Raw genomic sequence first — 24,709 nt, 5'->3', positions numbered from 1 at the left:
AACCCTCTCGGTGCGGCTATCGAGCAGCCACGTCCCTGGGCTTGTAGAACAGGAAACTGCCGATCTCGGTGGTCTTGATATAGGCCTTGGCCCAGTCCGGCGACACACTGCGATCGTGGAAATACAGCGCGCCTTGGGTGCGGTCCTGGAGTTGCTGGTTCAAGGCCTTGCGGGCGATTTCCTTGGCGATGCCGTAGCGCCCTTCTTCCTCGACCTGGTCAGGACGGCCGTCGCACCACCAGGAAAACTGGCAAGGGCTCTTTTCCGAGCCTTGCTTGACCACCTCGCACAGGGTCCCGGGAAAACCCTCGTGCCCCAGGCGGTTCAAGACCACATTGGCCACGGCTTCCATGTCGGCGGATTCACCGCCCTTGGCTTCCCAGTAGATCGTCCGTGACAGGCAGGTGATGGCATCGTCCACCGGTGCCTGGCCTGCGGGATCCACCGCCTGGACTTCGGTCTTGGTGATGGCCGCGGCCTGGGGGGCCGCTTTCGGACTTTGCCTGTCCGCGGCCTTTTGCTCCAGAGCCTGGGCCTTGTCCTGGGCCGCTTGCACCGCCGGTTGCGGATCCACGGCCCAGGCCCGACCGACAAGTACCAGCAGCATCAGGCAGGTGACGCTTGAAATGAAGCGCATATTCGAACCTTCCCAGTGAGTCTTGCTGCCCCTCTGGCCGCCACAGGCTAGCGTGCGCGAACAGATATTGAACCGATTCAGGTGGGCACGCTGGCGCTGACTGGGGCGAACGATTCGCCAGGGAGCCTTGTTGAGTCGACAGCGCCCGGCGCCAATCATTCCCGGGGCAGGCGGCCCATCAGCGGCGCCCTTCAACCGTCGCATCATCAGCAGCAATGCTGGCCTCAAGGCGTTCTGGCAGGTGGCGGGCCCTCCTCTACCTGCCTGACCAATCACCGCACGTGGAGCTGGCGCTCAAGAACACTGGCATGCACCTCCAGCACTGGGCGCCTGCAAACCGCCGATGCCCTCTTGCTCCCGATGAAGGGAGCCGTTTCCGGCAGCGCTGCAAGCCTGGCGTCGGCCCTCTGAAATAACTGGTATTGATATGAATTCTCATTAAAATACCCGCCCATTCACGCGGCTACCGAATCCAGGCAGTGGGGAGCGTCGGTATGGATACAGGGGACAACCAACACAAGCTCAGCACGCTGTTCATCGGCCAGCGTGGTGCGCTGATCCGCATGCTGTCACGGGTGGTGGGCTGCGCCAGCCTGGCCGAGGACCTGGCTCAAGAAACCTACCTGCGAGTCGCCAAGGCCTTGCATGCCCGGCCTATCGAGCACCTGCGACCCTTTCTCTATCAGACCGCCCAGTACCTGGCCTTCGATCACCTGCGCAGCCAGCGCAGCAAACGGCGCTTCGAGTGCCAGTTGGGGGATGACAACCAGGCCAGTGAAGTGGCAACCCCGGCACCCGGCCCGGAAACCCAGGCCCAGGACCAGCAGCAGTTGCAGCGGTTTGGGCAGGTCCTGGCGACCTTGCCCAAACGTCAGCAACAGATCCTGGTTTTGCATAAACTGCAGGGGCTTTCCCAAGGCGAAATCGCCCAACGCTTGCAAGTGTCCCTGAGCACGGTGGAAAAAGACCTGCGCACCGCTCTCAATGCCTGCATCAAAGCCACTGACCGACAGATCCCATGACTGAACGCCCGCGCCATGCCAGCGCCCAACAATGCGCACAAGAACAGGCGAGCGACTGGTTCAGCCAACGCCAGGCGCTTGAGCACGATCCCTGTCTGCGCCAGCGCTTCGAGCAGTGGCGCAACGCCGACCCGGAGCATGCCAACGCCTACCAGGCCATGGAAAACCTATGGAACGACCGCGCGTTCGAACAGGCCCTGCAGGACCTGGCAAGCGACCTGGAGTTGCCTCCCGCCATGGTCGCACGGCCTCGTCGTCGTGCCACCCAGCGTTACCTGGCCGTGGCTGCGGCCCTGCTGCTGATGCTCGGTGGCGGCTGGATGACCGACCTGCCGCTGCGGCTGCAGGCCGATCACCTGACCGCGACCGGCAAGATCGAGCCCCTGGACCTGGCCGATGGCTCGCACATCGTGCTGGGCAGCCACAGCGCCATCAGCACCGATATCGACAAGCACCACCGGCGCATCCGCCTGTTGCGCGGCGAGCTCTATGTCGAAGCCTTCCATGACCCGACCCGGCCACTGACCATCGAGGCCGGGCACGCCACGGTGACGGTGGTCGGCACCCGGTTCAGCGTCAGCCAACGCGGCGACGAGGTGACAGTCGCCGTGCGCGAAGGCCGGGTGCGCCTGACCAGCGCCACCGGCGACAGCAGCCTGCTGCAAGCCGGGAATTGGCAACAGCTGACGGACCGCCAGTTGCAACCCTTGCATCAGGACGGCGGCGAGCGCCAGATGGCCTGGACCAGCGGCCGCCTGTCGTTCCAGGACGCGCCCCTGGCCCAGGTGCTGGGCGAGCTGCGTCGCTACTACCCGGCGCCCATCCTGCTGCTCGATAACAACGCGGCCCGACAACGGGTCAGCGGCAACTACCAGGTGGATGATCCGCTGGCGATCGCCCAGGCCCTGAGCAAGGTGACACAGACCCGAATAACCCGGCTGCCGGGAGGCGTTCTGCTGGTTCGATAAGCGTCATGGGCTGCATTAAGGGCCCGAAAAATAGTTTTACGGCTTTGTCGCAGCCAACCCGTCAAGGTGTTTGCTTTTGCAAATAATTCCTATTCAGCACGGGGCTCGCATGCACCTTTCAACCCACAACCCGCTTCCTTGCCGCAGCCTGCTGGCCCTGGCCATCTGCCTGGCGTGTACCCAGGCCCTGGCTGCCCAGCCCGCATCAGGCACTGCTTCCAGCCAGGTACAGAACACCCACAGTTTCAACATCGCCCGCCAGCCATTGGCCAATGCCCTGGATCAACTGAGCGTGCAGAGCGGCCTGCAGATCGCCTATTCGGCAGACCTGGCCCAGGGCCTGGAATCACCGGGGGTCAGTGGCCAGATGAGCGCCACCCAGGCCCTGGCCCGATTGCTCGCCGGAACCGCGCTGGGGTATGAGCCCAACGGCGCCAACGGGGTGATGCTGGTGCGCCAGCCCCAGGCCGAGGGCTCGATGGACCTGGGGGCCTCGCAAATCATCAGTAACCAGTTGGGCACCGTCACCGAAGGGTCCGGCTCCTACACCCCGGGCACCATCGCCACTGCTACCCGGCTGGTCCTGAGCCCGCGGCAGACACCGCAGTCCATCACCGTGATCACCCGCCAGCACATGGAGGACTTCGGCCTGAACAACGTCGACGACGTCATGCGCCACACCCCGGGCATCACCGTGTCGGCCTACGACACCGACCGCACCAACTATTACGCTCGCGGTTTTTCGGTCAACAACTTCCAGTACGACGGCATCCCCTCCACCGTGCGCAACGTTGCCTATTCGGCAGGCAACACCCTCAGCGACATGGCCATCTATGACCGGGTCGAGGTACTCAAGGGCGCCCCCGGCCTGCTCACCGGAGCCGGCTCCCTGGGAGCCACCATCAACCTGGTGCGCAAGAAACCCACCGCCGACTTCCAGGGCCACGCCACCCTGGGCGTGGGCTCCTGGGACAACTACCGCAACGAACTGGATGTCAGCGGCCCGCTGACCGAAACCGGCAATGTCCGCGGCCGGGCGGTGGCGGCCTACCAGGACAAGAAATCCTTTCTCGATCACTACTCACGCAAGACCTCGACCTACTACGGCATCCTCGAATTCGACCTGTCCCCCGACACCCTGCTGACGGTGGGCGGTGACTATCAGGACAACATTCCCAAGGGTTCCAGCTGGTCGGGCACCTTCCCCTTGATCAACGCTCAGGGCGGCCATAACAGCATGTCGCGCGCCTATAACAACGGCACCACCTGGAGCGGCTGGGAACAATACACGCGCACCGCCTTCGCCATGCTCGAGCACGACCTGGGCGATGGCTGGGTCACCAAGCTGCAACTGGACCACAAGATCAACAGCTACCATGCCGAACTCGGCTCGATCCAGTTCGACGAGCCGCAGACCGACGGCACGGCCAAGATCAACGCGCAGAAGTACACCGGAGACACCACCAGCGATTCCGCCGACCTCTATGCCAGTGGACCTTTCAACCTGTTCGGCCGCGAGCATGAACTGGTGATCGGCGGCTCCATCGGCACCTCGCGCTGGACCGGCAAGGGCTACTGGAGCCCCGACTTTCCGGGGGCCAACGGCAATGTGGTGGACTTCTACAACTGGAACGGCAAGATCGAGCGGCCGATCTGGGGCGCGCCAGCCCAACGCACCGACGACACGGTGCGCCAGACCGGCACCTACATGACCACCCGACTGAACCTGACCGATGAACTGAAGCTGTTGCTGGGCGGGCGCGTGGTCAATTACCACCTGACCGGGCTAACACCCTCCTACAAGGAAACCGGACGCTTCGTCCCCTACGTCGGCGCGACCTACGACCTGAACCACTACTTCACCGCGTACGCCAGCTACACCGATATCTTCATGCCCCAGGAAAGCTGGAACAAGGATCGCAACAGCAGGCTGCTGGAGCCGGACGAAGGACAGAACTACGAACTGGGCCTGAAGGGCGAATTCCTCGACGGGCGCCTGAACAGCAGCCTGGCCTACTTCGAAGTGCACGAGACCAACCGTTCGGTGCCCGACGACGCCTACAACAATCAGACCCCGACCCCGGACAACTATGCCTTCAAGGGCGCCAAGGCGGTGACCAAGGGTTACGAGCTGGAAGTGTCCGGCGAACTGAGCCCGGGCTGGCAGGTCCAGGCCGGCTATACCCACAAGATCGTGCGCGACGATGACGGCCAGAAGATCTCCACCTTCGAGCCTGAGGACCAGGTCAACCTCTACACCAGCTACAAGCTCAAGGGCGAGCTGGACAAGCTGACCGTCGGCGGCGGTCTGCGCTGGCAAAGCCGGGGCTGGAACTCGCTCTACAACTCGCCCCTGCAGCGCAATGAGGAGATCTCCCAGGATGCCTACTGGCTGGTGGACCTGATGACCCGCTACCAGATCAGCAAGAACCTCTCGGCCACCCTCAACGTCAACAATATCTTCGACAAGTCCTACTACACCAACGTCGGTTTCTATAACTCGGCGGCCTACGGTGAACCCCGCAACTTCATGCTCAGTACCCGCTGGGACTTCTGATGCACTACGCCCCGGACGGCTTGTCCGGGGCACTGATCAGGCTCGCTCAGCCACCCCCCGGGCAAACCTCCTCGACGAATTCTCGGCGCCAATCCCACAGGCACTGGCGCCGACCGTCGTCATGTTGCATGGGGCACTTTCGCCGAGCGCCTCAGCCGAGCATTCCCGACTGTTCGAGCAAGTCCTGCAGCCCTTCGGGAACCAGCGGCGACTGCGCGGTGAAGCTGCTGCTGTCATGCCAACTGGCGGTGAAGGGCGCGCCGTCGCTTTCCTGGGCATCGAGATGGGATCGCTGATAAAGGCTCGGGTCCTCGAACCGCGCGTCATACACCTGGACGATTTCATGGCAGGGTTTGCCGGCATAGACGAACAGGCTTTCCAGAGTGCCGATCAGCCGCAGTTGGTGGATAGGCAGCCCCAGCTCCTCGTGTATTTCCCGGACGATGGCCTGCTCGCTCCTTTCACCAAAATCGATACCGCCGCCCAAAGGACGAAAGAACGACTGCTGGGTGTGCGGATCATGGAAGCGGTTGACCAGGATCTTGCCCGCCTGATGAAAAATGCACAGCGCCAGGGCGCGAATACGGGGTTGGGTCATGAGCTGCAGTCCATTGGCCATAATTGGGCGCGGCATTACAGCACGCTTCGGGGGCCCGGAGCCAACGCTTGAAGTGTCCGTGGAGGACCGTGGGCAGTTCAGGCACACCCCGCGTGCCCGCGCGTCTCGGGGCTGCTCGAATTGGCTGGGCAGACGGCAACCTGAAGCCGCCGGTTTCAAGCCCCTTCCAGTGCGTCGGCAAACTCACGCAGTTGCACAGGGCGCAGCAGCAACGAAGCATTGACCTGCCAGTCGCACTCATCGTCAGAGGTCGACCCCATAAAGACCCTGAGCATGAGCGGCGCTGCAGCGAACGTGCTGACACTCACCTGGAACCCCAGCTCCAGGCACATGGAGCGCCATTGCAGCGGCGTACCAGAAGACAGATCAGCCGCCAGCCGCAGGAAATCAGGCAATGGGGCACACCCTTCCACCGGCTCATTGCCGACGACGATTGCAGCATCGAACTGGGTGCCCTGTAACTGCACGCTGAGGATGCGATCGGCTTCGCCGGCCTTGCTACTGACAGACAAGGCCAAGCCATCTTTCTGGCTGATCAGCGCGTGCATTGCGAATCTGCGTATCGGTCCCGGAACTGGAGGTGGATGCCGGTTCCACCGAGACCAGCTTCACCCTCAGCCCCCATAGAAATAATCCGCCGCCAGCGCCGGCAGCTCTTCCATCGCCGACCAGAGCTGCTCATCCAGCTCGCCACTGATCAGCTCATGCTGCTCATCACTCAACAGCCCCGGAATGTCCCACAAGCCCTCAAGTTCGGGATGATCCTCAAGGTGCGCAATCAACTGCCGTTGCCGGCTGACCAGCTCGTGGGTGGTGTGAGCGCCGATGGCCGCCAAGGCATTCAGCGCCAGCTGGCAGGTCTGCTCGCCCCAGTTGCAGAAGAACTGCAGGAAACCGCCGTTGTAGCCGTCCGCCTCCAGGCGCCACAGGGCAACGATGGATTGATCCGTGGAACACAGGGCATCCAGCGCCCAATCCAAGGCCTTCAAGCGCCCCATGGCCTGCTCGCACAGGTGCTCCCAGATCCAGTCGTGGCCCTCCAGGGTGATGCCGTCCGGCGCAAGGTGCGGCCAGCACACCGAGCGCCCCCGGGCCTGGATCAAGCAATCCGCACGCTGCTGGTCGCTGGCTGCCTGCAGTGCAGAAAAACGCTTCAGGGGTTGGCGCAGCCGCAGGCCATCAGCCCATTCCAGGCAGAGCATTTCAGCATCGAAACCAACCTGGGTGATGGGGTTATCGTTCATTCGAGACGCCTTCCTGGGTCATGCATCGGATAAGGGTTTGCCGTCTAGTTTCCGGCCGCAACACCGGGTTGCCGGAACAGCCGATTGAGCAAGCTGAACAGTCCACCGGCCAGCAACCCTATCAGCACAAAGGGCACGATTCCATGGGTCAGCAGCGGCCCCCAGAAGCCCATGCCAGCACCTGGCCCCTGGGGATTGATCACAGGCCAGGGCACCCCCGACAACCCGCCGATCAAGCCACCACTGAGCCCGCCGCCCATGACATGGCGCCAGGCAGTACGCAGCCAGCGCTCCACCAGCCATTGCACTGGCCAACAGACCAACATGCTCAGCCAGGCCCCGATGGCGGCACCGAGAAGCAGTACCACCACAGTTTCCGAGCCCTTGGGATAGAGCAAGGCAGCGAGGCCGCCCAGGGTCAGGGCGCCCGCCAGGGGCAGCGCCAGCAACCGCCACCCACTCGGCCGCTCGGATACCGCAAGCCGTTGTACGGCACTCTCCAGCAGGCTGTACAGCGCGCTCCAGGCCAGCCCTCCTCCCACCGACAACAGCACCAGTTGCAGGGTGGAAACCCGTATCAGGAGACAGGCCACCAGAGCCTGGATCAGACCACTGAGAACATGCCGTCCTCTGAAGCCGGGGCATCGACGATCGCTCAACAGCAACAGGGGAATACCCAGGCACAAAGCGATCAGAGTGCCGAACAGAAACCCGGAAAAGAGTTGCGTCCCATTCCAGCCGTTGACCAGCCCCTTGGCCCCGGCATAGACCAGACCGCCCGACAGCAGCACGGCCCACAAGCGAAGTTCAGGGTTGGGTTTCATCTCGTCCCTCATGGACTGGTATCCTGTTGTGCATTCAACAACGCCTGCTGGTGCGCTCCCGCCAGATCCCGCATCACGCTGGATACTCGGGCCGGCAACGATTGAAAAAGGTCATGGATCGATGTTATCCGCGCAACAAGCATGTGCCAGGGTCCTGGCCGACCACGCCGGCATTCTACGGGAGGGAGTCGAGGAACGCTTTGTTATCCAGTCGTGCACCCTGACCACCAGAGGCGACTACTGGGCCGTTTGCTGCAACAGCGAGGACTACGTCGTACACGGGCTGGCCGAGTACTGTTATGTGGGTGTCAGCGCCCATCTGGTCGACGTCGAAACCGGCGCCATCGAGACAGTTGCCAACTGCACCAGCGTTGAGGAGTACCTGCAGGACAAATATGACCTGCGGGCTGCTGCCGGTAGCGTCTATGTACTGGCTCCGGCCTTTGGGCGTGACGACAAGCCAGCGCTGATCAACTTGCGACGCAAGCTTGCATGCACCTATCCCCAAGCCCTTGCACTGCTCTCCGGAGAGCAGGCCCATTGGCTGACGGCCAGCCGCAGGCGCCTCCAGGAAGCACAACGACTGCTCGCCAGCCAGGGCATTGCCACGCGCATCGAGTTGGCTCCCGAGGTTCTGAACGGCATCGAGATTGACGTCGAAGTCTGGTACGCCGAGGCCGCGCTCGAGGCTCTGCGCAAAAGACTGGCGTGACGGCCGCGCCTCGACGAGACAGGGAAACGCTGCCATGACGCTGAAGACCTGCCTTAAAGGCGCACCTCCCTGAAGGCTGGGTTCGCACTTATTGGCCAGATGAAGTCGTCGCGCGGTTGAAGGCCGGTAATATCAGTGCAGCCAACCTCGACCATGACCTGGGAAGAAGTGCGGCACCGGCTATGAGGGGATCCCGTGGACCAAGGAAGCCGTTGCCCTGAATGATTTCCGTCCGCCGCTGATTCACTTGTATTCAGCCAACGCCAGCGCTGTTGAGAAGTTGCTCGCGGGAGCACGGTCGATCAAACAGCTGGCCAAGCAAAACCAAACTATCAGTTGCAGATAGCCGAGTCTGGAGAACAATCCACCGATGAGCAGCATCCTCTACGGTTTCATTCACTGCTTCGATGCTTCGCCCGAAGCCCAATCCTACAACCAGGCCATCCTGCACAGCTTGCCGGTGACCGGCGCAATGATCAGCAAGCCGCTGTTCAGCCTGTTGCCAAACTCCCGGGAGCATTGCTATTACGGCCACTTGATACAATTTTCCATGTACTTCAAGGATTTCTACGCTATCGATGAGGACTGGCTGACTCAGTTCGAGCGCTTGTTGCAACGTCTGTATTGGGACAGCAGCGAACTCATCCACACCTACACTGGCGAGCGCCGTACCTGGAATTCGACACAAACCCGGGAGTGCGCGCAGGCACAAGGTTTGAAGATCGACTCAAGGCAGGTGTTTCCCTCATTCCATGGCCTGGGGCCGATCGTGAACCTCCACGATCCGGTGGATGACGGACATTGAGTGATGTCGCGAGCACCCAGTGCAGCGCCTGGGGGTAAAGCGAAACCTGATTGCTGCTCGCGGCATCAATTCGTGACATCGGTCTTTAAAAGAGACAGCTGAACCAGGTCATGATGGGCACCCAGCCAGTAACCCGCCTCTCTTGATACACCTTCCCGGACAAACCCCACTCGCTCCAACAGTCTGAGAGACTTGAGGTTGTGCGGATGCACCTGGGCCTCGATCCGGTTCAGCGCCATATGCTCGAACCCCCAGCGCACGCAGGCGTGCAGCGCCTCGCCCATCAACCCCTGGCCCTGGGCCGCTGGCGCCAGTTCGAAACCTATGGCGCAACTGCGCCACTGGCGGTTCCATTTGAACAAGCCGCAAGTACCCAGCAGCCCGGACTCCGCTTTGCCCTCGATGCCCCAGCGAATACCCGGGTTGGGCAAGGTCCGCCAACTGGCGAACAAGGCCAGCAACTGCTCGGCCTGAGCGTACTCGGTCAGTGGGTCGGTGCCGAACCACTGCATGGCCTCGGCATCGCAGTGAATGGCGAACAACTTAGGAACATCGGCCCGGGTCAATTCCCGTAGATGCAGGCGCGGGGTGTCGAGCAGGGGGAAATCGCTCATCGGACCCAGGACTTCAACGGGCACCCAGCCGGGCGGTGATTCGCGCATACTCGTCCTTGATCGGCTCGAAGCCGTACTTCTCCTCCAAGCGTTTGACGATGAAATGCCCGCGGGCCATGTCCTGGTAGAAGTCGGTGAACAGTGCATTGATGGTGGCGCCGGTAAAGGCGCCGATCACCGGCACCGCTTGCGCTGCGAACTTGCTGGAGATGGTCACGCCGAAACGCGAAGCGACTTTCTCGATCAGCAGCGCCAGCCACTTGCCCACCTGCCCCGGCGACAGCCTGCCTGCGGCGCCGGCACCCTGCTTCGCTGCCATGGCCGCCAGTTCCTTGGACAATTGCTGCATGGCCTGGGTAGTGAAACTGCGGGTAATGTAATAGCCGGTTTCCGTAGCGTCATCGGCCTGGGTATTGCCGCCCATGGCAAACACCTCGATGCACGCCTGCTTGGTGGCGAAGTCATCCAGGTCGAAACCTTCACTGCGGGCAATATCGGCCACCGAGCGCATCATGATGGTGGTGGAGATCGGCAGTTCGACAAACAAAGCGGCAAAACCAAAGGCCCCACCTACCGCACCCGAGGTAGCCGCATAGACCTTGTGCAACAGGGTCGAGGCCTGCTTCTTCGGGCTGTTTTCCAGGCTCCACAACGCTGCGTCGGCGGAGGAATGCAAGGCCGCCACCACGGCGCCGTTGATCTTCTTCGAGACCGATGCCGGCAAGGCCTTGACCGCGCTCTCGATGGGCGAGCCGATCAGGCCGGAGATCCTCGCAGTCAAGGAGGGAGACTCCAGCAAGGCCACCGCCTGCCGCAATTGCTTGTAGTCCTCGGGATGGTCCTGGATGCTCAATCGCTTCTCCATTGAATGATCTGTTGTGCGCTTATCAATCATCTTTCTGCGGCCTGGTCGGGTGGGCTGCCTTGGCGCAGGAACACCTGCATTCAGTCAAACCCTACATCAGCGGCGGACTCCGGGTATTGGACCGTCATCCTGGCCAGGCATTCCGTCATCAAGCGCGCATCCTCGGGCAGGCGCTGGCACAGCGCCGGCCAACCCACGAACTGAATGTGAAGAGGCAGGCAGACCAGCCCACTGATGGCGTCCCAGAACGCATCCCAGTTACAGCCGTACCAGTCGGGAAAATCCAGGGCGTCTCTCAAGGTCAGATGCAATTGCCGAGAGCTCGTCACGGCGCTCAAGTCCACTGTTATCACCGCTGCACGGTCCATCGTCTGCATCCAAAGGGGTTATGTCGGTGAGCAGGATAACTTAAGTCTATGGTGCCGGCAGGCTTGGAGGACATGCCCTCCCAGACAGTACCGGGTCGTGATCGATGATCACTCACCAGATCTGGGCCAAAGGCTCAAGGTAGAATGTCGTGGCTTACGGATAGCGCCGTCAATGAGCATGCCGCCACTCTTTCCTGCAAGGACACCGACACGATGAAAACCCTGGCCAACCTGGCATTCGATTACATCTGGCACCTGATGTTTACCGATGAGGACTATCTGGAACAGGACTTGTCCGTGCGCATGCTGGAGTCCCTGGAGACCTATTTCGCAGTGATCTCCGACGCGGAAAAAGCCGCCCTGGCCCTAGTCGCCAGGGAAACCCAGGCCCGTTTGCTCGCACCTCCCGATGAACATGGCTATACCCCCAGGAGCCTGGTGACCGCCGAGCAGAAGGCGTTTCTGGAGCAAATGATCTCGGGGGAGTTCTTCAGCCAGTTCGATTGACTCACCATCGCCCTGCTCGAGCCTGACTCCTGTCGGTCATCGAAGGACGCTATCCGCCAGAGGACAACTGACATGTCTGCAGTATCCGATCACACGCTCTTCATTCCTCTGACTTCTGGATGAAGCCATAGTGCTGTCCGAATTCGTCAGCCGCTTCAGCAACAGCGATCGGTTGACCCTTGAAGATCAAGCAGAACAAAAGAGCCTTGTGGAACCTGTGCTGTGTATTGGAAAAGCACCTGAACCTACCCGAGGGCCGTTACGCCGATCTTCTGCAGGCCGCTCGTGAGCGGCTCAGGGATGAATAGTCAAAGGCAAACGCTTTCTACGTCGTATCCGGCCATGCCCCCCTACTGAGATTTACTCATTTACCCCAGTATCAACCTGAAGCAGGTAGCAATTTGATGGATATCCAATTTCGCGGGAACGCACAGCCTGAAAACCCAGCCGTAGGCACATGCGATGAGTACAACCTGAGTGCAATTTCCAGCCTGGATGAGCTGATTGAGGCCTATCGGAAGATCGCAGCCAGCCACCCCGGCTTCAGGCCACTCATCTCGCTTGATGACCTGTCCCAGGCCCGCTACACCTCCGGGCACGCGCGCAACAATCTGGGCCTGGACGACGCCTCCGATCAGGACATCGTCGGGTTGCCTCCCGAATGCTTCGAGGACGGGGAGTACCTGGGTTATCCAACCACCAAAGCCGAGTTTGCCATCTGCTTGCGCAATTTCACCGATCTGGTCGCAGCCTCCTCGTTCGAAGACGCCTGCGCCCATGGCCTGACCCTCGATGAGCAAGCTCTTCAAGAGTGGATTGATTATCAGGAGAATCCTGTTTCACTGCTCGACCAGCCCCTCTCGGCACTTCTGGTTCCAGTCGAACATGCCTGTCAGGCGCTGGCTGCTTTTCCCAACGGCTATTTCAGTTGCGACCTCAACCCCGCGCAAAATTTTGCCGTCGCGCGCCATTTTGCTCTCACCCATGGTTATGAATTGATGGGGGTGGGCGCCTCTTATCTTGGTTTCCTGCGTGCAGAACCTCCCGAGCCATCCGTAGCCAAGGCTGTGGCGGCTGACTTTTGTGCGCTCTACAACACCGGCGATGAACACCGGCAAGCCTTGATTTCAGTCGTTACCAAGGCTATTTCCGATCGGAGCTATCTATGGCTGCGCTATGTGGAATAGCGCTTGGCGAGAGGGCCCTGAAAGCCGCATGGCGCATGTCGCCACGCGGATAGAGGGTTAGCCCAGGTCCCCCTGCTCTTCGTGGGCTGAAGGAGCCTGAGCGCCCCAGTACATGAGTGGCCCGGGGGAGCAAGGGACGGCCCAGGGTTTGAAGACTGAAGGGTCCTGACCAGTCTTAGGCCGCTGCCTGCACCTCATGCTCGAGGCATGAGGACGCTTGCCAGAGAAGCTTTTGCAGAAAACCCAAACCTTGGCACTGTCACCGGATGCTGGCAGCCGGACAGTGTCACCCGAGGCATCCATCTCCTGCGGCTTTTATCTCGCGCAAAAACAAAACCCCAACTGCTTTCGCAATTGGGGTTTCGGAATTTAATCTTGACGATGACCTACTCTCACATGGGGAAACCCCACACTACCATCGGCGATGCATCGTTTCACTTCTGAGTTCGGGATGGGATCAGGTGGTTCCAACGCTCTATGGTCGTCAAGAAATTCGGGTACTGAGCCGTCTTTCGACGTATCAGCAAATTGGGTATGTAATAGCTTTGTGTGTTTGCAAACTTTCGGTTCGTTTCGTCTTCACACACCGCAATTCGCTTCTAAGCAAATTGCTTGGGTGTTATATGGTCAAGCCTCACGGGCAATTAGTATTGGTTAGCTCAACGCCTCACAGCGCTTACACACCCAACCTATCAACGTCGTAGTCTTCGACGGCCCTTTAGGGGATTCAAGATCCCAGTGAGATCTCATCTTGAGGCAAGTTTCCCGCTTAGATGCTTTCAGCGGTTATCTTTTCCGAACATAGCTACCCGGCAATGCCACTGGCGTGACAACCGGAACACCAGAGGTTCGTCCACTCCGGTCCTCTCGTACTAGGAGCAGCCCCTCTCAAATCTCAAACGTCCACGGCAGATAGGGACCGAACTGTCTCACGACGTTCTAAACCCAGCTCGCGTACCACTTTAAATGGCGAACAGCCATACCCTTGGGACCGGCTTCAGCCCCAGGATGTGATGAGCCGACATCGAGGTGCCAAACACCGCCGTCGATATGAACTCTTGGGCGGTATCAGCCTGTTATCCCCGGAGTACCTTTTATCCGTTGAGCGATGGCCCTTCCATACAGAACCACCGGATCACTAAGACCTACTTTCGTACCTGCTCGACGTGTCTGTCTCGCAGTCAAGCGCGCTTTTGCCTTTATACTCTACGACCGATTTCCGACCGGTCTGAGCGCACCTTCGTACTCCTCCGTTACTCTTTAGGAGGAGACCGCCCCAGTCAAACTACCCACCATACACTGTCCTCGATCCGGATAACGGACCTGAGTTAGAACCTCAAAGTTGCCAGGGTGGTATTTCAAGGATGGCTCCACGCAGACTGGCGTCCACGCTTCAAAGCCTCCCACCTATCCTACACAAGCAAATTCAAAGTCCAGTGCAAAGCTATAGTAAAGGTTCACGGGGTCTTTCCGTCTAGCCGCGGATACACTGCATCTTCACAGCGATTTCAATTTCACTGAGTCTCGGGTGGAGACAGCGCCGCCATCGTTACGCCATTCGTGCAGGTCGGAACTTACCCGACAAGGAATTTCGCTACCTTAGGACCGTTATAGTTACGGCCGCCGTTTACCGGGGCTTCGATCAAGAGCTTCGCGTTAGCTAACCCCATCAATTAACCTTCCGGCACCGGGCAGGCGTCACACCCTATACGTCCACTTTCGTGTTTGCAGAGTGCTGTGTTTTTAATAAACAGTCGCAGCGGCCTGGTATCTTCGACCGGCATGAGCTTACGGAGCAAGTCCTTCACCCTCACCGGCGCACCTTCTCCCGAAGTTACGGTGCCATTTTGCCTAGTTCCTTCACCCGAGTTCTCTCAAGCGCCTTGGTATTCTCTACCCAACCACCTGTGTCGGTTTGGGGTACGGTTCCTAGTTATCTGAAGCTTAGAAGCTTTTCTTGGAAGCATGGCATCAACCACTTCGTCACCTAAAAGGTAACTCGTCATCAGCTCTCGGCCTTAGAATCCCGGATTTACCTAAGATTCCAGCCTACCACCTTAAACTTGGACAACCAACGCCAAGCTGGCCTAGCCTTCTCCGTCCCTCCATCGCAATAACTAGAAGTACAGGAATATTAACCTGTTTTCCATCGACTACGCTTTTCAGCCTCGCCTTAGGGACCGACTAACCCTGCGTCGATTAACGTTGCGCAGGAAACCTTGGTCTTTCGGCGTGGGTGTTTTTCACACCCATTGTCGTTACTCATGTCAGCATTCGCACTTCTGATACCTCCAGCAAGCTTCTCAACTCACCTTCACAGGCTTACAGAACGCTCCTCTACCGCATCACTTACGTGATACCCGTAGCTTCGGTGTATGGTTTGAGCCCCGTTACATCTTCCGCGCAGGCCGACTCGACTAGTGAGCTATTACGCTTTCTTTAAAGGGTGGCTGCTTCTAAGCCAACCTCCTAGCTGTCTAAGCCTTCCCACATCGTTTCCCACTTAACCATAACTTTGGGACCTTAGCTGACGGTCTGGGTTGTTTCCCTTTTCACGACGGACGTTAGCACCCGCCGTGTGTCTCCCATGCTCGGCACTTGTAGGTATTCGGAGTTTGCATCGGTTTGGTAAGTCGGGATGACCCCCTAGCCGAAACAGTGCTCTACCCCCTACAGTGATACATGAGGCGCTACCTAAATAGCTTTCGAGGAGAACCAGCTATCTCCGAGCTTGATTAGCCTTTCACTCCGATCCACAGGTCATCCGCTAACTTTTCAACGGTAGTCGGTTCGGTCCTCCAGTCAGTGTTACCTAACCTTCAACCTGCCCATGGATAGATCGCCCGGTTTCGGGTCTATTCCCAGCGACTAGACGCCCTATTAAGACTCGCTTTCGCTACGCCTCCCCTATTCGGTTAAGCTCGCCACTGAAAATAAGTCGCTGACCCATTATACAAAAGGTACGCAGTCACAGAACAAAGTCTGCTCCCACTGCTTGTACGCATACGGTTTCAGGATCTATTTCACTCCCCTCTCCGGGGTTCTTTTCGCCTTTCCCTCACGGTACTAGTTCACTATCGGTCAGTCAGTAGTATTTAGCCTTGGAGGATGGTCCCCCCATATTCAGACAAGGTTTCTCGTGCCCCGTCCTACTCGATTTCATGACTAAGAGATTTTCGCGTACAGGGCTATCACCCACTATGGCCGCACTTTCCAGAGCGTTCCGCTAATCTCAAAGCCACTTAAGGGCTAGTCCCCGTTCGCTCGCCACTACTAAGGGAATCTCGGTTGATTTCTTTTCCTCAGGGTACTTAGATGTTTCAGTTCCCCTGGTTCGCCTCTTGCACCTATGTATTCAGTACAAGATAACCATCTTATGATGGCTGGGTTCCCCCATTCAGACATCTCCGGATCAAAGTCTGTTTGCCGACTCCCCGAAGCTTTTCGCAGGCTACCACGTCTTTCATCGCCTCTGACTGCCAAGGCATCCACCGTATGCGCTTCTTCACTTGACCATATAACCCCAAGCAATCTGGTTATACTATGAAGACGACATTCGCCGAAAATTTGCATTCTTAATTAAAAGAGAACTCACAAATTTTACCTTAGCCTGATCCGTTACCAGTGAAAGTAACGTTCAGTCTATCTTTCTATCACATACCCAAATTTTTAAAGAACGATCTAATCAAAAGACTAGAAATCAACATTCAAAGTGAATGCTCATTTCTAAGCTTTCAGAAGCAGTTTATGGTGGAGCCAAGCGGGATCGAACCGCTGACCTCCTGCGTGCAAGGCAGGCGCTCTCCCAGCTGAGCTATGGCCCCATAACAAAATTGGTGGGTCTGGGCAGATTCGAACTGCCGACCTCACCCTTATCAGGGGTGCGCTCTAACCAACTGAGCTACAGACCCAATTTCGAGCTTGTAACTGTTAGCTTGGAGCTATCAGCTTGGAGCTTAAAGCTGCTTCTATCGTCTTCTTCAATGAATCAAGCAATTCGTGTGGGAACTTATGGAGCAGCTGATGTCGTCGATTAAGGAGGTGATCCAGCCGCAGGTTCCCCTACGGCTACCTTGTTACGACTTCACCCCAGTCATGAATCACACCGTGGTAACCGTCCTCCCGAAGGTTAGACTAGCTACTTCTGGTGCAACCCACTCCCATGGTGTGACGGGCGGTGTGTACAAGGCCCGGGAACGTATTCACCGCGACATTCTGATTCGCGATTACTAGCGATTCCGACTTCACGCAGTCGAGTTGCAGACTGCGATCCGGACTACGATCGGTTTTATGGGATTAGCTCCACCTCGCGGCTTGGCAACCCTTTGTACCGACCATTGTAGCACGTGTGTAGCCCAGGCCGTAAGGGCCATGATGACTTGACGTCATCCCCACCTTCCTCCGGTTTGTCACCGGCAGTCTCCTTAGAGTGCCCACCATAACGTGCTGGTAACTAAGGACAAGGGTTGCGCTCGTTACGGGACTTAACCCAACATCTCACGACACGAGCTGACGACAGCCATGCAGCACCTGTCTCAATGTTCCCGAAGGCACCAATCTATCTCTAGAAAGTTCATTGGATGTCAAGGCCTGGTAAGGTTCTTCGCGTTGCTTCGAATTAAACCACATGCTCCACCGCTTGTGCGGGCCCCCGTCAATTCATTTGAGTTTTAACCTTGCGGCCGTACTCCCCAGGCGGTCAACTTAATGCGTTAGCTGCGCCACTAAGAGCTCAAGGCTCCCAACGGCTAGTTGACATCGTTTACGGCGTGGACTACCAGGGTATCTAATCCTGTTTGCTCCCCACGCTTTCGCACCTCAGTGTCAGTATCAGTCCAGGTGGTCGCCTTCGCCACTGGTGTTCCTTCCTATATCTACGCATTTCACCGCTACACAGGAAATTCCACCACCCTCTACCATACTCTAGCTTGCCAGTTTTGGATGCAGTTCCCAGGTTGAGCCCGGGGCTTTCACATCCAACTTAACAAACCACCTACGCGCGCTTTACGCCCAGTAATTCCGATTAACGCTTGCACCCTCTGTATTACCGCGGCTGCTGGCACAGAGTTAGCCGGTGCTTATTCTGTCGGTAACGTCAAAACAATCACGTATTAGGTAACTGCCCTTCCTCCCAACTTAAAGTGCTTTACAATCCGAAGACCTTCTTCACACACGCGGCATGGCTGGATCAGGCTTTCGCCCATTGTCCAATATTCCCCACTGCTGCCTCCCGTAGGAGTCTGGACCGTGTCTCAGTTCCAGTGTGACTGATCATCCTCTCAGACCAGTTACGGATCGTAGCCTTGGTGAGCCATTACCTCACCAACTAGCTAATCCGACCTAGGCTCATCTAATAGCGTGAGGTCCGAAGATCCCCCACTTTCTCCCGTAGGACGTATGCGGTATTAGCGCCCGTTTCCGGACGTTATCCCCCACTACTAGGCAGATTCCTAGGCATTACTCACCCGTCCGCCGCTCGCCACCAGGTACAAGTACCCGTGCTGCCGCTCGACTTGCATGTGTTAGGCCTGCCGCCAGCGTTCAATCTGAGCCATGATCAAACTCTTCAGTTCAAACATCTTTGGGTTTTGAGAAAACCCTAAACTTGGCTCAGCAATCGTTGGTTACATCTTTGATTTCTCGCGGAGTAACTTGTGATGCTGATAATCTTTTTGACTATCAGTCTGACTCCACAAGCACCCACACGAATTGCTTGATTCAGTTGTTAAAGAGCGGTTGGTTAAGATCTTTCGTCTCAACCGAGGCGCGCATTCTACAGCAGCCTCATTTGCTGTCAAGTGATTTTTTAAGAAGTTTTCAAAGTTTCGCTTGGAAATCCTTAACAACTTCAACCACTTGCGCTTCCGATCTCTCGTTAGCGGGAGGCGAATTCTACAGCGTTACACGCTGCTGTCAACACCTCTTTTTCACCGCTTTCGACCGAGAGGATCGAATCGTTAATAGGGCGAAAACACACTGCCTTATTAACTGCTTCTGGCTTCGATGAACTGAAGCGTAAGCGCTGTCGAAAACTGCGTAACTCGTTGAATCTCAAGGAGTTTTCCGTTTCGACTGCGCCGGAAGTGGGGCGAATTATAGACCTGTAGAATCTGTCGTCAACACTTAATTTGTTTTTTCTATGAACCCTGGCGCAGAGCAAGGCCTTGGTCGAAATCCCCAGCCTCCCACCAGCTAATAGAGAGCACCCGGGCAAACAACACCACTAATGAGAAAACGATGAGTCTGAAATGAGGCCCTTATCTGGGAGAAGGCATGGGCGACTACTATATGGTCCCACTAGCAGCGACTCTGGATGCCCTGCGTCCTAGAAGTTCGCTGGGGTGTTGGCGCTGATGATCTCAGCTTCATCCTGCCCGATATTGCGAAAGCTATGAGGCAAAGTGGTCGGAAAGTAATAGCCGTCCCCCGGGTTCAACACACTCACCTGCCCGTCCACCGTCAACTCCACGGTGCCACGGGTAACCAGCCCACACTCCTCCCCTTCCGCATGCACAATCGCTTCTTCGCCAGAGCTGGCGCCCGGCGCATATTGCTCGCGCAAAAAGCGCATCTGCCGATTCGCCACCGGCGCCCCCACCATTAATAGACGCAGACCGTCGCGGCCCAGGTCCGGTTGTTCGTTGGCCCGGAACACATATTGGTGCTCGCGAGGCGGTTGGTCGAAGGTGAAGAAGTCGGCCAATGACATGGGGATGCCTTCCAGCAGCTTCTTCAGGGAACTGACGGAGGGACTGACTCGATTCTGCTCGATCAGGGAGATAGTGGCATTGGTCACGCCGCTACGACGAGCCAGCTCACGCTGGGAGAGTTTGTAGCTTTCGCGAACGAGTTTGAGTCGGGTGCCCGTGTCCATAACAGCCTTATGTGAGAGGAACTTAAGGGTAAGTTGCGGCGGTTGGGTCGCGATTATCGCGAACTGGCTGCCCCTGGAGCCTGAAACGGCGGCTATTTAAACATGTTTGACACAGCTACTGTAAAGACCGGCGATCAGGGAAATGGGCGGTGAAATTTATGCAGGATTGGTGGAGGCTACAGGTACAAAAAATCACCCGTTGTAGGTGAGGAAACCTGCTATTGCTGAAGGGCATAGCGTTGACAATCCAGGGGACCAAGATTCGCCCGCAGGATTCGATCTCCCGGATTACGACTGCCGTGCCGCAGGGCGGGACAAGCGCCCTCGCCACAAGCAACAGTACCGGCATTCTCGCTCATCATCAGACGCCCTCTATATAGAAGGCGCCTGACAATGCCCATCAGATACCGAAGCGATCACGCAGAGCGTAGTACGCCGCGCCCATGGCGGTCAGCGGAGCCTGGAAGGTACGCCCGCCAATCATCGGCATATGTGGCAGCGAGGCGAAGGCATCGAAACGCTCGGCGTCGCCACGAATCATCTCGGCGATCAACTTGCCCGCCAGGTGTGAACAGGTCACGCCGTGCCCACTGTAGCCCTGCATGTAGTAGGCATTCTTTTCGATACGGCCAAACTGCGGCATGCGCGACATGGTCAGCAGGAAGTTGCCGGTCCAGCGGTAGTCGACCTTCACGTCCTTGAGCTGAGGGAAGGTCTTGAGGATCTTCGGCCGGATCAGTTGCTCGATATCATCCGGTTCACGAGCGCCGTAGACCACTCCACCACCATACAGCAGGCGGTTGTCGCCGGTCAGGCGGAAGTAGTCCAGCAGGTAGTTGCAGTCTTCCACGCAATAGTTGTTGGTGATCAGGCTGCGCGCCAGCGATTCTGGCAGTTGCTCGGTGACCACGATCTGCGAGCCGCAAGGCATGCTTTTGCGGGTCACGCGCGGATCCAGGTCCTGCTGCAGATAGGCGTTACCGGCAATAAGCAGGTATTTGGCGCGGACCACACCCTTGGCGGTGCGGACCACGTTGGGTTCGCCGTAGGTGATTTCCACCGCCGCCGATTGTTCGAAGATTTTGCCGCCCAGCCCGATAATGGCGCTGGCCTCACCCAAGGCCAGGTTCAGCGGGTGAATGTGCCCACCCTGCAGGTCCAGCAGGCCGCCGATGTAGTTCTTGGTACCGACCTCGCGATTGATCTGGGCCTTGTCGAGCATCTGCAGATTGTTGTTGCCCAGGCGCTCCCAGTTACGCTTCTGTTCCGCCAGGCCTTTGAGCTGCTTGTTGTTCAGGGCAGCGAAGATGCCCCCGGGGCGGTAGTCGCACTGGATGTCATAGTGCTGGATGCGCTGACGGATGATGTCGGCGCCTTCGAAGATCATGCTGCCGAGCACTTCGGCGCTCTTTTCGCCGTAGCGTTCTTCGATCACGTCCACGTCGCGGCTGTAGGAGTTGACCAGTTGTCCGCCGTTGCGCCCGCTGGCGCCGAAGCCGACCTTGGCCGCTTCGAGCACGGTGACGCTGTAGCCCGCTTCCGCCAGAAACAAGGCCGAGGACAGGCCGGTGTAGCCGGCGCCGATCACACAGACGTCGCACTCCACCAACTCTTCGAGCTGCGGGTAGTCGGTGGTCTGGTTGCGGGTCGCGGCGTAGTAGCTGTTCACGTAGGTTTGCATGAGAAATTCCCCAGCGGGTACGGGCCCAGGCCCGCCGCCGCTGTTGTTATAAGAGTTAGAGCTTGATCCAGGTCGCTTTGAGCTCGGTGTATTTGTCGAAGGCGTGCAACGACTTGTCGCGGCCGTTGCCGGACTGCTTGAAGCCACCGAACGGTGCGGTCATGTCACCGCCGTCGTATTGGTTGACCCACACGCTGCCTGCGCGCAAGCCACGGGCGAAGCGGTGGGCACGGCTGAGGTTGGCGGTCCAGACCCCGGCTGCCAGGCCGAAGATGCTGTCGTTGGCAATCTGCAACGCTTCTTCTTCAGTGTCGAAGCTGATGATCGACAGTACCGGGCCGAAGATCTCTTCCCGGGCGATACGCATGGCGTTGGTCACGCCGTCAAAGATCGTCGGCTCGACATACAGGCCGCCGGTGCTTTCCAGGGTGCGCACACCACCGGCCAGCAGTTCGCCGCCCTGCTCCTTGCCGATCTCGATATAGCGCAGCACGTTGTCCAGCTGACGCTGATCCACTACCGCGCCAACCCGGGTTTGCGGGTCGAGGGCGTGGCCCGGTGTCCAGCCCTTGAGGGCCTCCACCAGCAACGGAATGAACTGCTCGCGGATCGAGCGTTGCACCAGCAGGCGCGAGCCGGCGGTGCAGACTTCGCCCTGGTTGAAGGCGATGGCCGCGGCGGCGGCTTCTGCTGCTTCACGCAAGTCCGGGGCATCGGCGAACACCACGTTGGGGCTTTTGCCACCGGCTTCCAGCCACACCCGCTTCATGTTGCTTTCACCGGAATACACCAGCAGTTGCTTGCCTACCGCGGTGGAGCCGGTAAAGGCCAGCACGTCCACATCCATATGCAGGGCCAGGGCCTTGCCGACAGTGTGACCGTAGCCCGGCAGCACGTTGAACACGCCTTTGGGAATGCCGGCCTCCAGGGCCAACTGGGCGATACGGATCGCAGTCAGCGGCGACTTTTCCGACGGCTTGAGGATGAAGGAATTACCTACCGCCAGGGCCGGGGCGAACTTCCAACTGGCCATGATCAGCGGGAAATTCCACGGCACGATGGCCGCCACTACGCCAGACGGCTCGCGGGTCACCAGGCCCAGTTGATCGTGGGGCGTGGCCGCGACTTCATCGTAGAGCTTGTCGATAGCCTCGGCGTTCCAGCGGATCGCATTGGCGGTAGCAGGAATATCGATGGCCAGGGAGTCGCCAATCGGCTTGCCCATGTCCAGGGTTTCCAGAAGCGCCAACTCTTCCTGGTGCTCAAGGATCAGTTCCGCAAAACGAATCAGGATGCGCTTGCGCTCGGCCGGGGCCTTGCCCGACCAGACGCCGGAGTTGAACGCCTGGCGCGCCACGGCAACGGCCCGGTCGGCATCGGCCTGATCGGTGCTGGCCACCTTGGTCAGAAAGCGCCCGTCCACCGGACTCAGGCACTCAAACGTTGCGCCGCTGGCGGCGTCGCAGTACTGGCCGTCGATAAAGGCACGGCCTTCAAGGGTGAGGGACTGGAAGCACTGCTCCCAGTCGCTGCGGGTTTTGCTCATGGTGTCGACTCCACGCAGGAAGGGTCTGCACGAAAACCGCCTGCACCGGGTTGCAGGCCGGCTCGGCAAGTTCTCGTACAGCCCTGAGGAACGATCATCAGACCGTGTGCAGGTACCAGTTGTATTCGAGGTCGGAAATGGAGTTTTCGAACTCGGCCAACTCGCTTTCCTTGCAGGCGACAAAGACGTCGATGTACATCGGGTCGATGTACTTGGCCATCACCTCACTGTCGTCCAGCACCCGCAGGGCATCCCGCAGGTTGGTGGGCAGGCTCGGCTCGCTCTGCTCGTAGGCGTTACCTTCCATGGCCGGGCCAGGCTCGATCTTGTTGGTCAGGCCGTGATGGATGCCGGACAACACCGAAGCCATCAACAGATAGGGATTGGCGTCGGCGCCGGCCACTCGGTGCTCGATGCGCACGGCATCGGCGGACCCGGTGGGCACGCGCACGGCCACGGTGCGGTTGTCGATGCCCCAGGTTGGCGAATTCGGCACGTAGAACTGTGCGCCGAAGCGGCGGTAGGAGTTGACGTTGGGGCACAGGAACGCCATCTGCTCCGGCAGGGTTTCCAGCACACCACCGATGGCGTGACGCAGAGCCTCGTTGGTTTGCGGGTCTTCACTGGCGAAGATGTTGTTGCCCTGCTTGTCGAGGATCGAGATGTGCACGTGCAGGCCGTTGCCGGCCTGGCCCGGGTAGGGCTTGGCCATGAAGGTGGTGTCCATTTCATGGTCGTAGGCGATGTTCTTCACCAGGCGCTTGAGCAACACCGCGTAGTCGCAGGCCTTGATCGGGTCGCTGACGTGATGCAGGTTGACCTCGAACTGCGCCGGGGCGCTTTCCTTGACGATGGCATCGGCCGGGATGCCTTGCTCCTTGGCACCTTCGAGAATGTCCTGCAAGCAGTCCACGTATTCGTCGAGGTCGTCGATCAGGTACACCTGGGTCGATTGCGGACGCTTGCCGGAAATCGGCGAACGCGGCGACTGCGGCCGGCCGTTCACGTTGTCCTGGTCGATCAGGTAGAACTCCAGCTCGAAGGCAGCGCAGATGGTCAGGCCCAGGGCGTCGAACTTGCTCACCACCTGGCGCAGCACTTCGCGCGGGTCGGCGAAGAACGGCTGGCCTTCGATCTCGTGCATGGTCATCAGCAACTGCGCGGTGGGACGCTTCTGCCAAGGCTCGACGGACAGGGTGCCGGGGATCGGATAACAGATGCGGTCGGCGTCGCCGATGTCCAGGCCCAGGCCGGTGCTTTCCACCGTGGAACCGTTGATATCCAGGGCAAACAGCGAGGCCGGCAAGTTGATGCCCTTCTCATAGACCTTGTGCAGCGCGGTGCGCTCGATGCGCTTGCCGCGCACCACACCGTTCATGTCTGCAATCAGCAGATCGACGTAGAGAACCTCGGGGTGTTTTTTCAGGAAGGCATTGGCTTCATTGAGCTGAATGGCACGCGGGGGGACCGACATGATGCACCTATTGTGTTAATTATTATGTTCACTGCTGTGACACGCCAGCAGTCAACCCGAAAGAAAAACCGGAGTCAATAGCCAACAGAGGCTGCCATTCGTCAATTATTTTGCCTCACGAAAGGTCGATACACCGCGCAATCCGCGCCGCCTGCGGGTTTCAAGCGAATAACGTTTAGAATTTTTTACATGGAAGTTGTTAATT

The 24,709-nt window shown here is 58.6% G+C and carries 19 protein-coding genes, 2 tRNA genes and 3 rRNA genes; 7 read left to right on the top strand and 17 right to left on the bottom strand.

The window, feature by feature from the left end; translation table 11 throughout:
* Positions 1–16 precede the first annotated feature (16 nt).
* Positions 17–637, bottom strand: a complete 621-nt coding sequence (locus ACZ5BO_RS14055; RefSeq protein WP_025131388.1) for a cell wall hydrolase — start codon at positions 635–637, stop codon at positions 17–19.
* A gap of 494 nt (positions 638–1,131) precedes the next feature.
* On the opposite strand from ACZ5BO_RS14055, the gene ACZ5BO_RS14050 reads away from it, so the two are divergent.
* From ACZ5BO_RS14050 to ACZ5BO_RS14040, 3 genes are all read left to right on the top strand, one after another.
* The gene (locus ACZ5BO_RS14050) at positions 1,132–1,659 is read left to right on the top strand and encodes an RNA polymerase sigma factor (RefSeq protein ID WP_025131390.1); all 528 of its coding nucleotides are present in this window, start codon (positions 1,132–1,134) and stop codon (positions 1,657–1,659) included.
* Positions 1,656–2,627, top strand: coding sequence for a FecR family protein (locus tag ACZ5BO_RS14045; protein WP_464700486.1), 972 nt, complete (start codon positions 1,656–1,658; stop codon positions 2,625–2,627). The genes ACZ5BO_RS14050 and ACZ5BO_RS14045 overlap by 4 nt, the downstream gene beginning before the upstream one ends.
* Before the next feature lie 109 nt (positions 2,628–2,736).
* On the top strand, positions 2,737–5,184 hold the full coding sequence (locus tag ACZ5BO_RS14040) for a TonB-dependent siderophore receptor (protein ID WP_464700484.1): 2,448 nt from the start codon (positions 2,737–2,739) through the stop codon (positions 5,182–5,184).
* Between the two features lie 151 nt (positions 5,185–5,335).
* Here the strand turns inward: ACZ5BO_RS14040 and ACZ5BO_RS14035 are convergent, their stop codons facing one another.
* The 4 genes from ACZ5BO_RS14035 to ACZ5BO_RS14020 all read right to left on the bottom strand — a co-directional run bounded on the left by ACZ5BO_RS14035 (position 5,336) and on the right by ACZ5BO_RS14020 (position 7,871).
* Positions 5,336–5,782, bottom strand: a complete 447-nt coding sequence (locus ACZ5BO_RS14035) for an NUDIX hydrolase (protein ID WP_464700482.1) — start codon at positions 5,780–5,782, stop codon at positions 5,336–5,338.
* A gap of 176 nt (positions 5,783–5,958) precedes the next feature.
* Positions 5,959–6,351 (bottom strand): hypothetical protein, encoded by a 393-nt coding sequence (locus ACZ5BO_RS14030; RefSeq protein ID WP_464700480.1) that lies wholly within the window; start codon positions 6,349–6,351, stop codon positions 5,959–5,961.
* A gap of 66 nt (positions 6,352–6,417) precedes the next feature.
* On the bottom strand, positions 6,418–7,047 hold the full coding sequence (locus tag ACZ5BO_RS14025) for a DMP19 family protein (protein WP_464700478.1): 630 nt from the start codon (positions 7,045–7,047) through the stop codon (positions 6,418–6,420).
* A 44-nt stretch (positions 7,048–7,091) separates the two neighbouring features.
* Positions 7,092–7,871: a hypothetical protein gene (locus ACZ5BO_RS14020; protein WP_464700476.1), complete on the bottom strand. Its 780-nt coding sequence runs from the start codon at positions 7,869–7,871 to the stop codon at positions 7,092–7,094.
* A gap of 121 nt (positions 7,872–7,992) precedes the next feature.
* On the opposite strand from ACZ5BO_RS14020, the gene ACZ5BO_RS14015 reads away from it, so the two are divergent.
* Together ACZ5BO_RS14015 and ACZ5BO_RS14010 are read left to right on the top strand one after the other, a co-directional pair.
* Positions 7,993–8,583: a hypothetical protein gene (locus tag ACZ5BO_RS14015; RefSeq protein ID WP_464700474.1), complete on the top strand. Its 591-nt coding sequence runs from the start codon at positions 7,993–7,995 to the stop codon at positions 8,581–8,583.
* A 370-nt stretch (positions 8,584–8,953) separates the two neighbouring features.
* Positions 8,954–9,388 carry a hypothetical protein gene (locus tag ACZ5BO_RS14010; protein ID WP_464700472.1) on the top strand — a complete coding sequence of 145 codons (435 nt, stop codon included), beginning with the start codon at positions 8,954–8,956 and terminating at the stop codon, positions 9,386–9,388.
* Positions 9,389–9,453: 65 nt separating this feature from the next.
* Here the strand turns inward: ACZ5BO_RS14010 and ACZ5BO_RS14005 are convergent, their stop codons facing one another.
* The 3 genes from ACZ5BO_RS14005 to ACZ5BO_RS13995 form a co-directional block, all read right to left on the bottom strand.
* Positions 9,454–10,002: a GNAT family N-acetyltransferase gene (locus ACZ5BO_RS14005; RefSeq protein WP_464701262.1), complete on the bottom strand. Its 549-nt coding sequence runs from the start codon at positions 10,000–10,002 to the stop codon at positions 9,454–9,456.
* 13 nt (positions 10,003–10,015) lie between these two features.
* A complete protein-coding gene (locus ACZ5BO_RS14000) occupies positions 10,016–10,867 on the bottom strand; it encodes an EcsC family protein (RefSeq protein WP_464700470.1) in 852 nt (283 codons plus the stop codon).
* An 80-nt stretch (positions 10,868–10,947) separates the two neighbouring features.
* A complete protein-coding gene (locus ACZ5BO_RS13995) occupies positions 10,948–11,235 on the bottom strand; it encodes a barstar family protein (RefSeq protein ID WP_025131401.1) in 288 nt (95 codons plus the stop codon).
* 213 nt (positions 11,236–11,448) lie between these two features.
* On the opposite strand from ACZ5BO_RS13995, the gene ACZ5BO_RS13990 reads away from it, so the two are divergent.
* Positions 11,449–11,742: a hypothetical protein gene (locus ACZ5BO_RS13990; protein ID WP_025131402.1), complete on the top strand. Its 294-nt coding sequence runs from the start codon at positions 11,449–11,451 to the stop codon at positions 11,740–11,742.
* Positions 11,743–12,146: 404 nt separating this feature from the next.
* Positions 12,147–12,929: a hypothetical protein gene (locus ACZ5BO_RS13985; protein ID WP_464700468.1), complete on the top strand. Its 783-nt coding sequence runs from the start codon at positions 12,147–12,149 to the stop codon at positions 12,927–12,929.
* A 373-nt stretch (positions 12,930–13,302) separates the two neighbouring features.
* Here ACZ5BO_RS13985 and rrf read toward each other — a convergent pair.
* The 9 genes from rrf to ACZ5BO_RS13940 form a co-directional block, all read right to left on the bottom strand.
* A 5S ribosomal RNA gene (gene rrf / locus ACZ5BO_RS13980) occupies positions 13,303–13,418 on the bottom strand.
* Between the two features lie 134 nt (positions 13,419–13,552).
* Positions 13,553–16,444 (bottom strand): 23S ribosomal RNA (locus ACZ5BO_RS13975).
* Between the two features lie 233 nt (positions 16,445–16,677).
* Positions 16,678–16,753, bottom strand: a tRNA-Ala gene (locus ACZ5BO_RS13970).
* Between the two features lie 10 nt (positions 16,754–16,763).
* Positions 16,764–16,840, bottom strand: a tRNA-Ile gene (locus tag ACZ5BO_RS13965).
* A 123-nt stretch (positions 16,841–16,963) separates the two neighbouring features.
* A 16S ribosomal RNA gene (locus ACZ5BO_RS13960) occupies positions 16,964–18,502 on the bottom strand.
* Together the 16S, 23S and 5S rRNA genes with 2 tRNA genes alongside form the textbook arrangement of a ribosomal RNA operon.
* Before the next feature lie 752 nt (positions 18,503–19,254).
* Entirely contained in the window at positions 19,255–19,803 is a 549-nt protein-coding gene (locus ACZ5BO_RS13955; protein WP_025132461.1) for a cupin domain-containing protein, read from the bottom strand.
* A 400-nt stretch (positions 19,804–20,203) separates the two neighbouring features.
* A complete protein-coding gene (locus tag ACZ5BO_RS13950) occupies positions 20,204–21,484 on the bottom strand; it encodes an NAD(P)/FAD-dependent oxidoreductase (RefSeq protein WP_464700465.1) in 1,281 nt (426 codons plus the stop codon).
* 55 nt (positions 21,485–21,539) lie between these two features.
* Positions 21,540–23,030 carry an aldehyde dehydrogenase gene (locus ACZ5BO_RS13945; RefSeq protein WP_464700463.1) on the bottom strand — a complete coding sequence of 497 codons (1,491 nt, stop codon included), beginning with the start codon at positions 23,028–23,030 and terminating at the stop codon, positions 21,540–21,542.
* Positions 23,031–23,127: 97 nt separating this feature from the next.
* On the bottom strand, positions 23,128–24,504 hold the full coding sequence (locus tag ACZ5BO_RS13940; protein ID WP_025132458.1) for a glutamine synthetase family protein: 1,377 nt from the start codon (positions 24,502–24,504) through the stop codon (positions 23,128–23,130).
* Positions 24,505–24,709 lie beyond the last annotated feature (205 nt).

This window comes from Pseudomonas sp. FFPRI_1 (assembly GCF_055384485.1).
This window is presented reverse-complemented; position numbering and strand designations above follow the sequence as displayed.

Excerpts from the sequence above, each read along its gene's own strand:
- ACZ5BO_RS13950 (WP_464700465.1), bottom strand. The coding sequence starts at position 21,484 with ATGCAAACCTACGTGAACAGCTACTACGCCGCGACCCGCAACCAGACC.
- ACZ5BO_RS14055 (WP_025131388.1), bottom strand. The coding sequence starts at position 637 with ATGCGCTTCATTTCAAGCGTCACCTGCCTGATGCTGCTGGTACTTGTC.
- ACZ5BO_RS14015 (WP_464700474.1), top strand. The coding sequence starts at position 7,993 with ATGTTATCCGCGCAACAAGCATGTGCCAGGGTCCTGGCCGACCACGCC.
- ACZ5BO_RS14005 (WP_464701262.1), bottom strand. The coding sequence starts at position 10,002 with ATGAGCGATTTCCCCCTGCTCGACACCCCGCGCCTGCATCTACGGGAA.
- ACZ5BO_RS14025 (WP_464700478.1), bottom strand. The coding sequence starts at position 7,047 with ATGAACGATAACCCCATCACCCAGGTTGGTTTCGATGCTGAAATGCTC.
- ACZ5BO_RS14030 (WP_464700480.1), bottom strand. The coding sequence starts at position 6,351 with ATGCACGCGCTGATCAGCCAGAAAGATGGCTTGGCCTTGTCTGTCAGT.
- ACZ5BO_RS14040 (WP_464700484.1), top strand. The coding sequence starts at position 2,737 with ATGCACCTTTCAACCCACAACCCGCTTCCTTGCCGCAGCCTGCTGGCC.
- ACZ5BO_RS13945 (WP_464700463.1), bottom strand. The coding sequence starts at position 23,030 with ATGAGCAAAACCCGCAGCGACTGGGAGCAGTGCTTCCAGTCCCTCACC.
- ACZ5BO_RS13940 (WP_025132458.1), bottom strand. The coding sequence starts at position 24,504 with ATGTCGGTCCCCCCGCGTGCCATTCAGCTCAATGAAGCCAATGCCTTC.
- ACZ5BO_RS14045 (WP_464700486.1), top strand. The coding sequence starts at position 1,656 with ATGACTGAACGCCCGCGCCATGCCAGCGCCCAACAATGCGCACAAGAA.
- ACZ5BO_RS14035 (WP_464700482.1), bottom strand. The coding sequence starts at position 5,782 with ATGACCCAACCCCGTATTCGCGCCCTGGCGCTGTGCATTTTTCATCAG.
- ACZ5BO_RS13995 (WP_025131401.1), bottom strand. The coding sequence starts at position 11,235 with ATGGACCGTGCAGCGGTGATAACAGTGGACTTGAGCGCCGTGACGAGC.
- ACZ5BO_RS14020 (WP_464700476.1), bottom strand. The coding sequence starts at position 7,871 with ATGAAACCCAACCCTGAACTTCGCTTGTGGGCCGTGCTGCTGTCGGGC.
- ACZ5BO_RS13985 (WP_464700468.1), top strand. The coding sequence starts at position 12,147 with ATGGATATCCAATTTCGCGGGAACGCACAGCCTGAAAACCCAGCCGTA.
- ACZ5BO_RS13990 (WP_025131402.1), top strand. The coding sequence starts at position 11,449 with ATGAAAACCCTGGCCAACCTGGCATTCGATTACATCTGGCACCTGATG.
- ACZ5BO_RS14050 (WP_025131390.1), top strand. The coding sequence starts at position 1,132 with ATGGATACAGGGGACAACCAACACAAGCTCAGCACGCTGTTCATCGGC.
- ACZ5BO_RS14010 (WP_464700472.1), top strand. The coding sequence starts at position 8,954 with ATGAGCAGCATCCTCTACGGTTTCATTCACTGCTTCGATGCTTCGCCC.
- ACZ5BO_RS13955 (WP_025132461.1), bottom strand. The coding sequence starts at position 19,803 with ATGGACACGGGCACCCGACTCAAACTCGTTCGCGAAAGCTACAAACTC.
- ACZ5BO_RS14000 (WP_464700470.1), bottom strand. The coding sequence starts at position 10,867 with ATGGAGAAGCGATTGAGCATCCAGGACCATCCCGAGGACTACAAGCAA.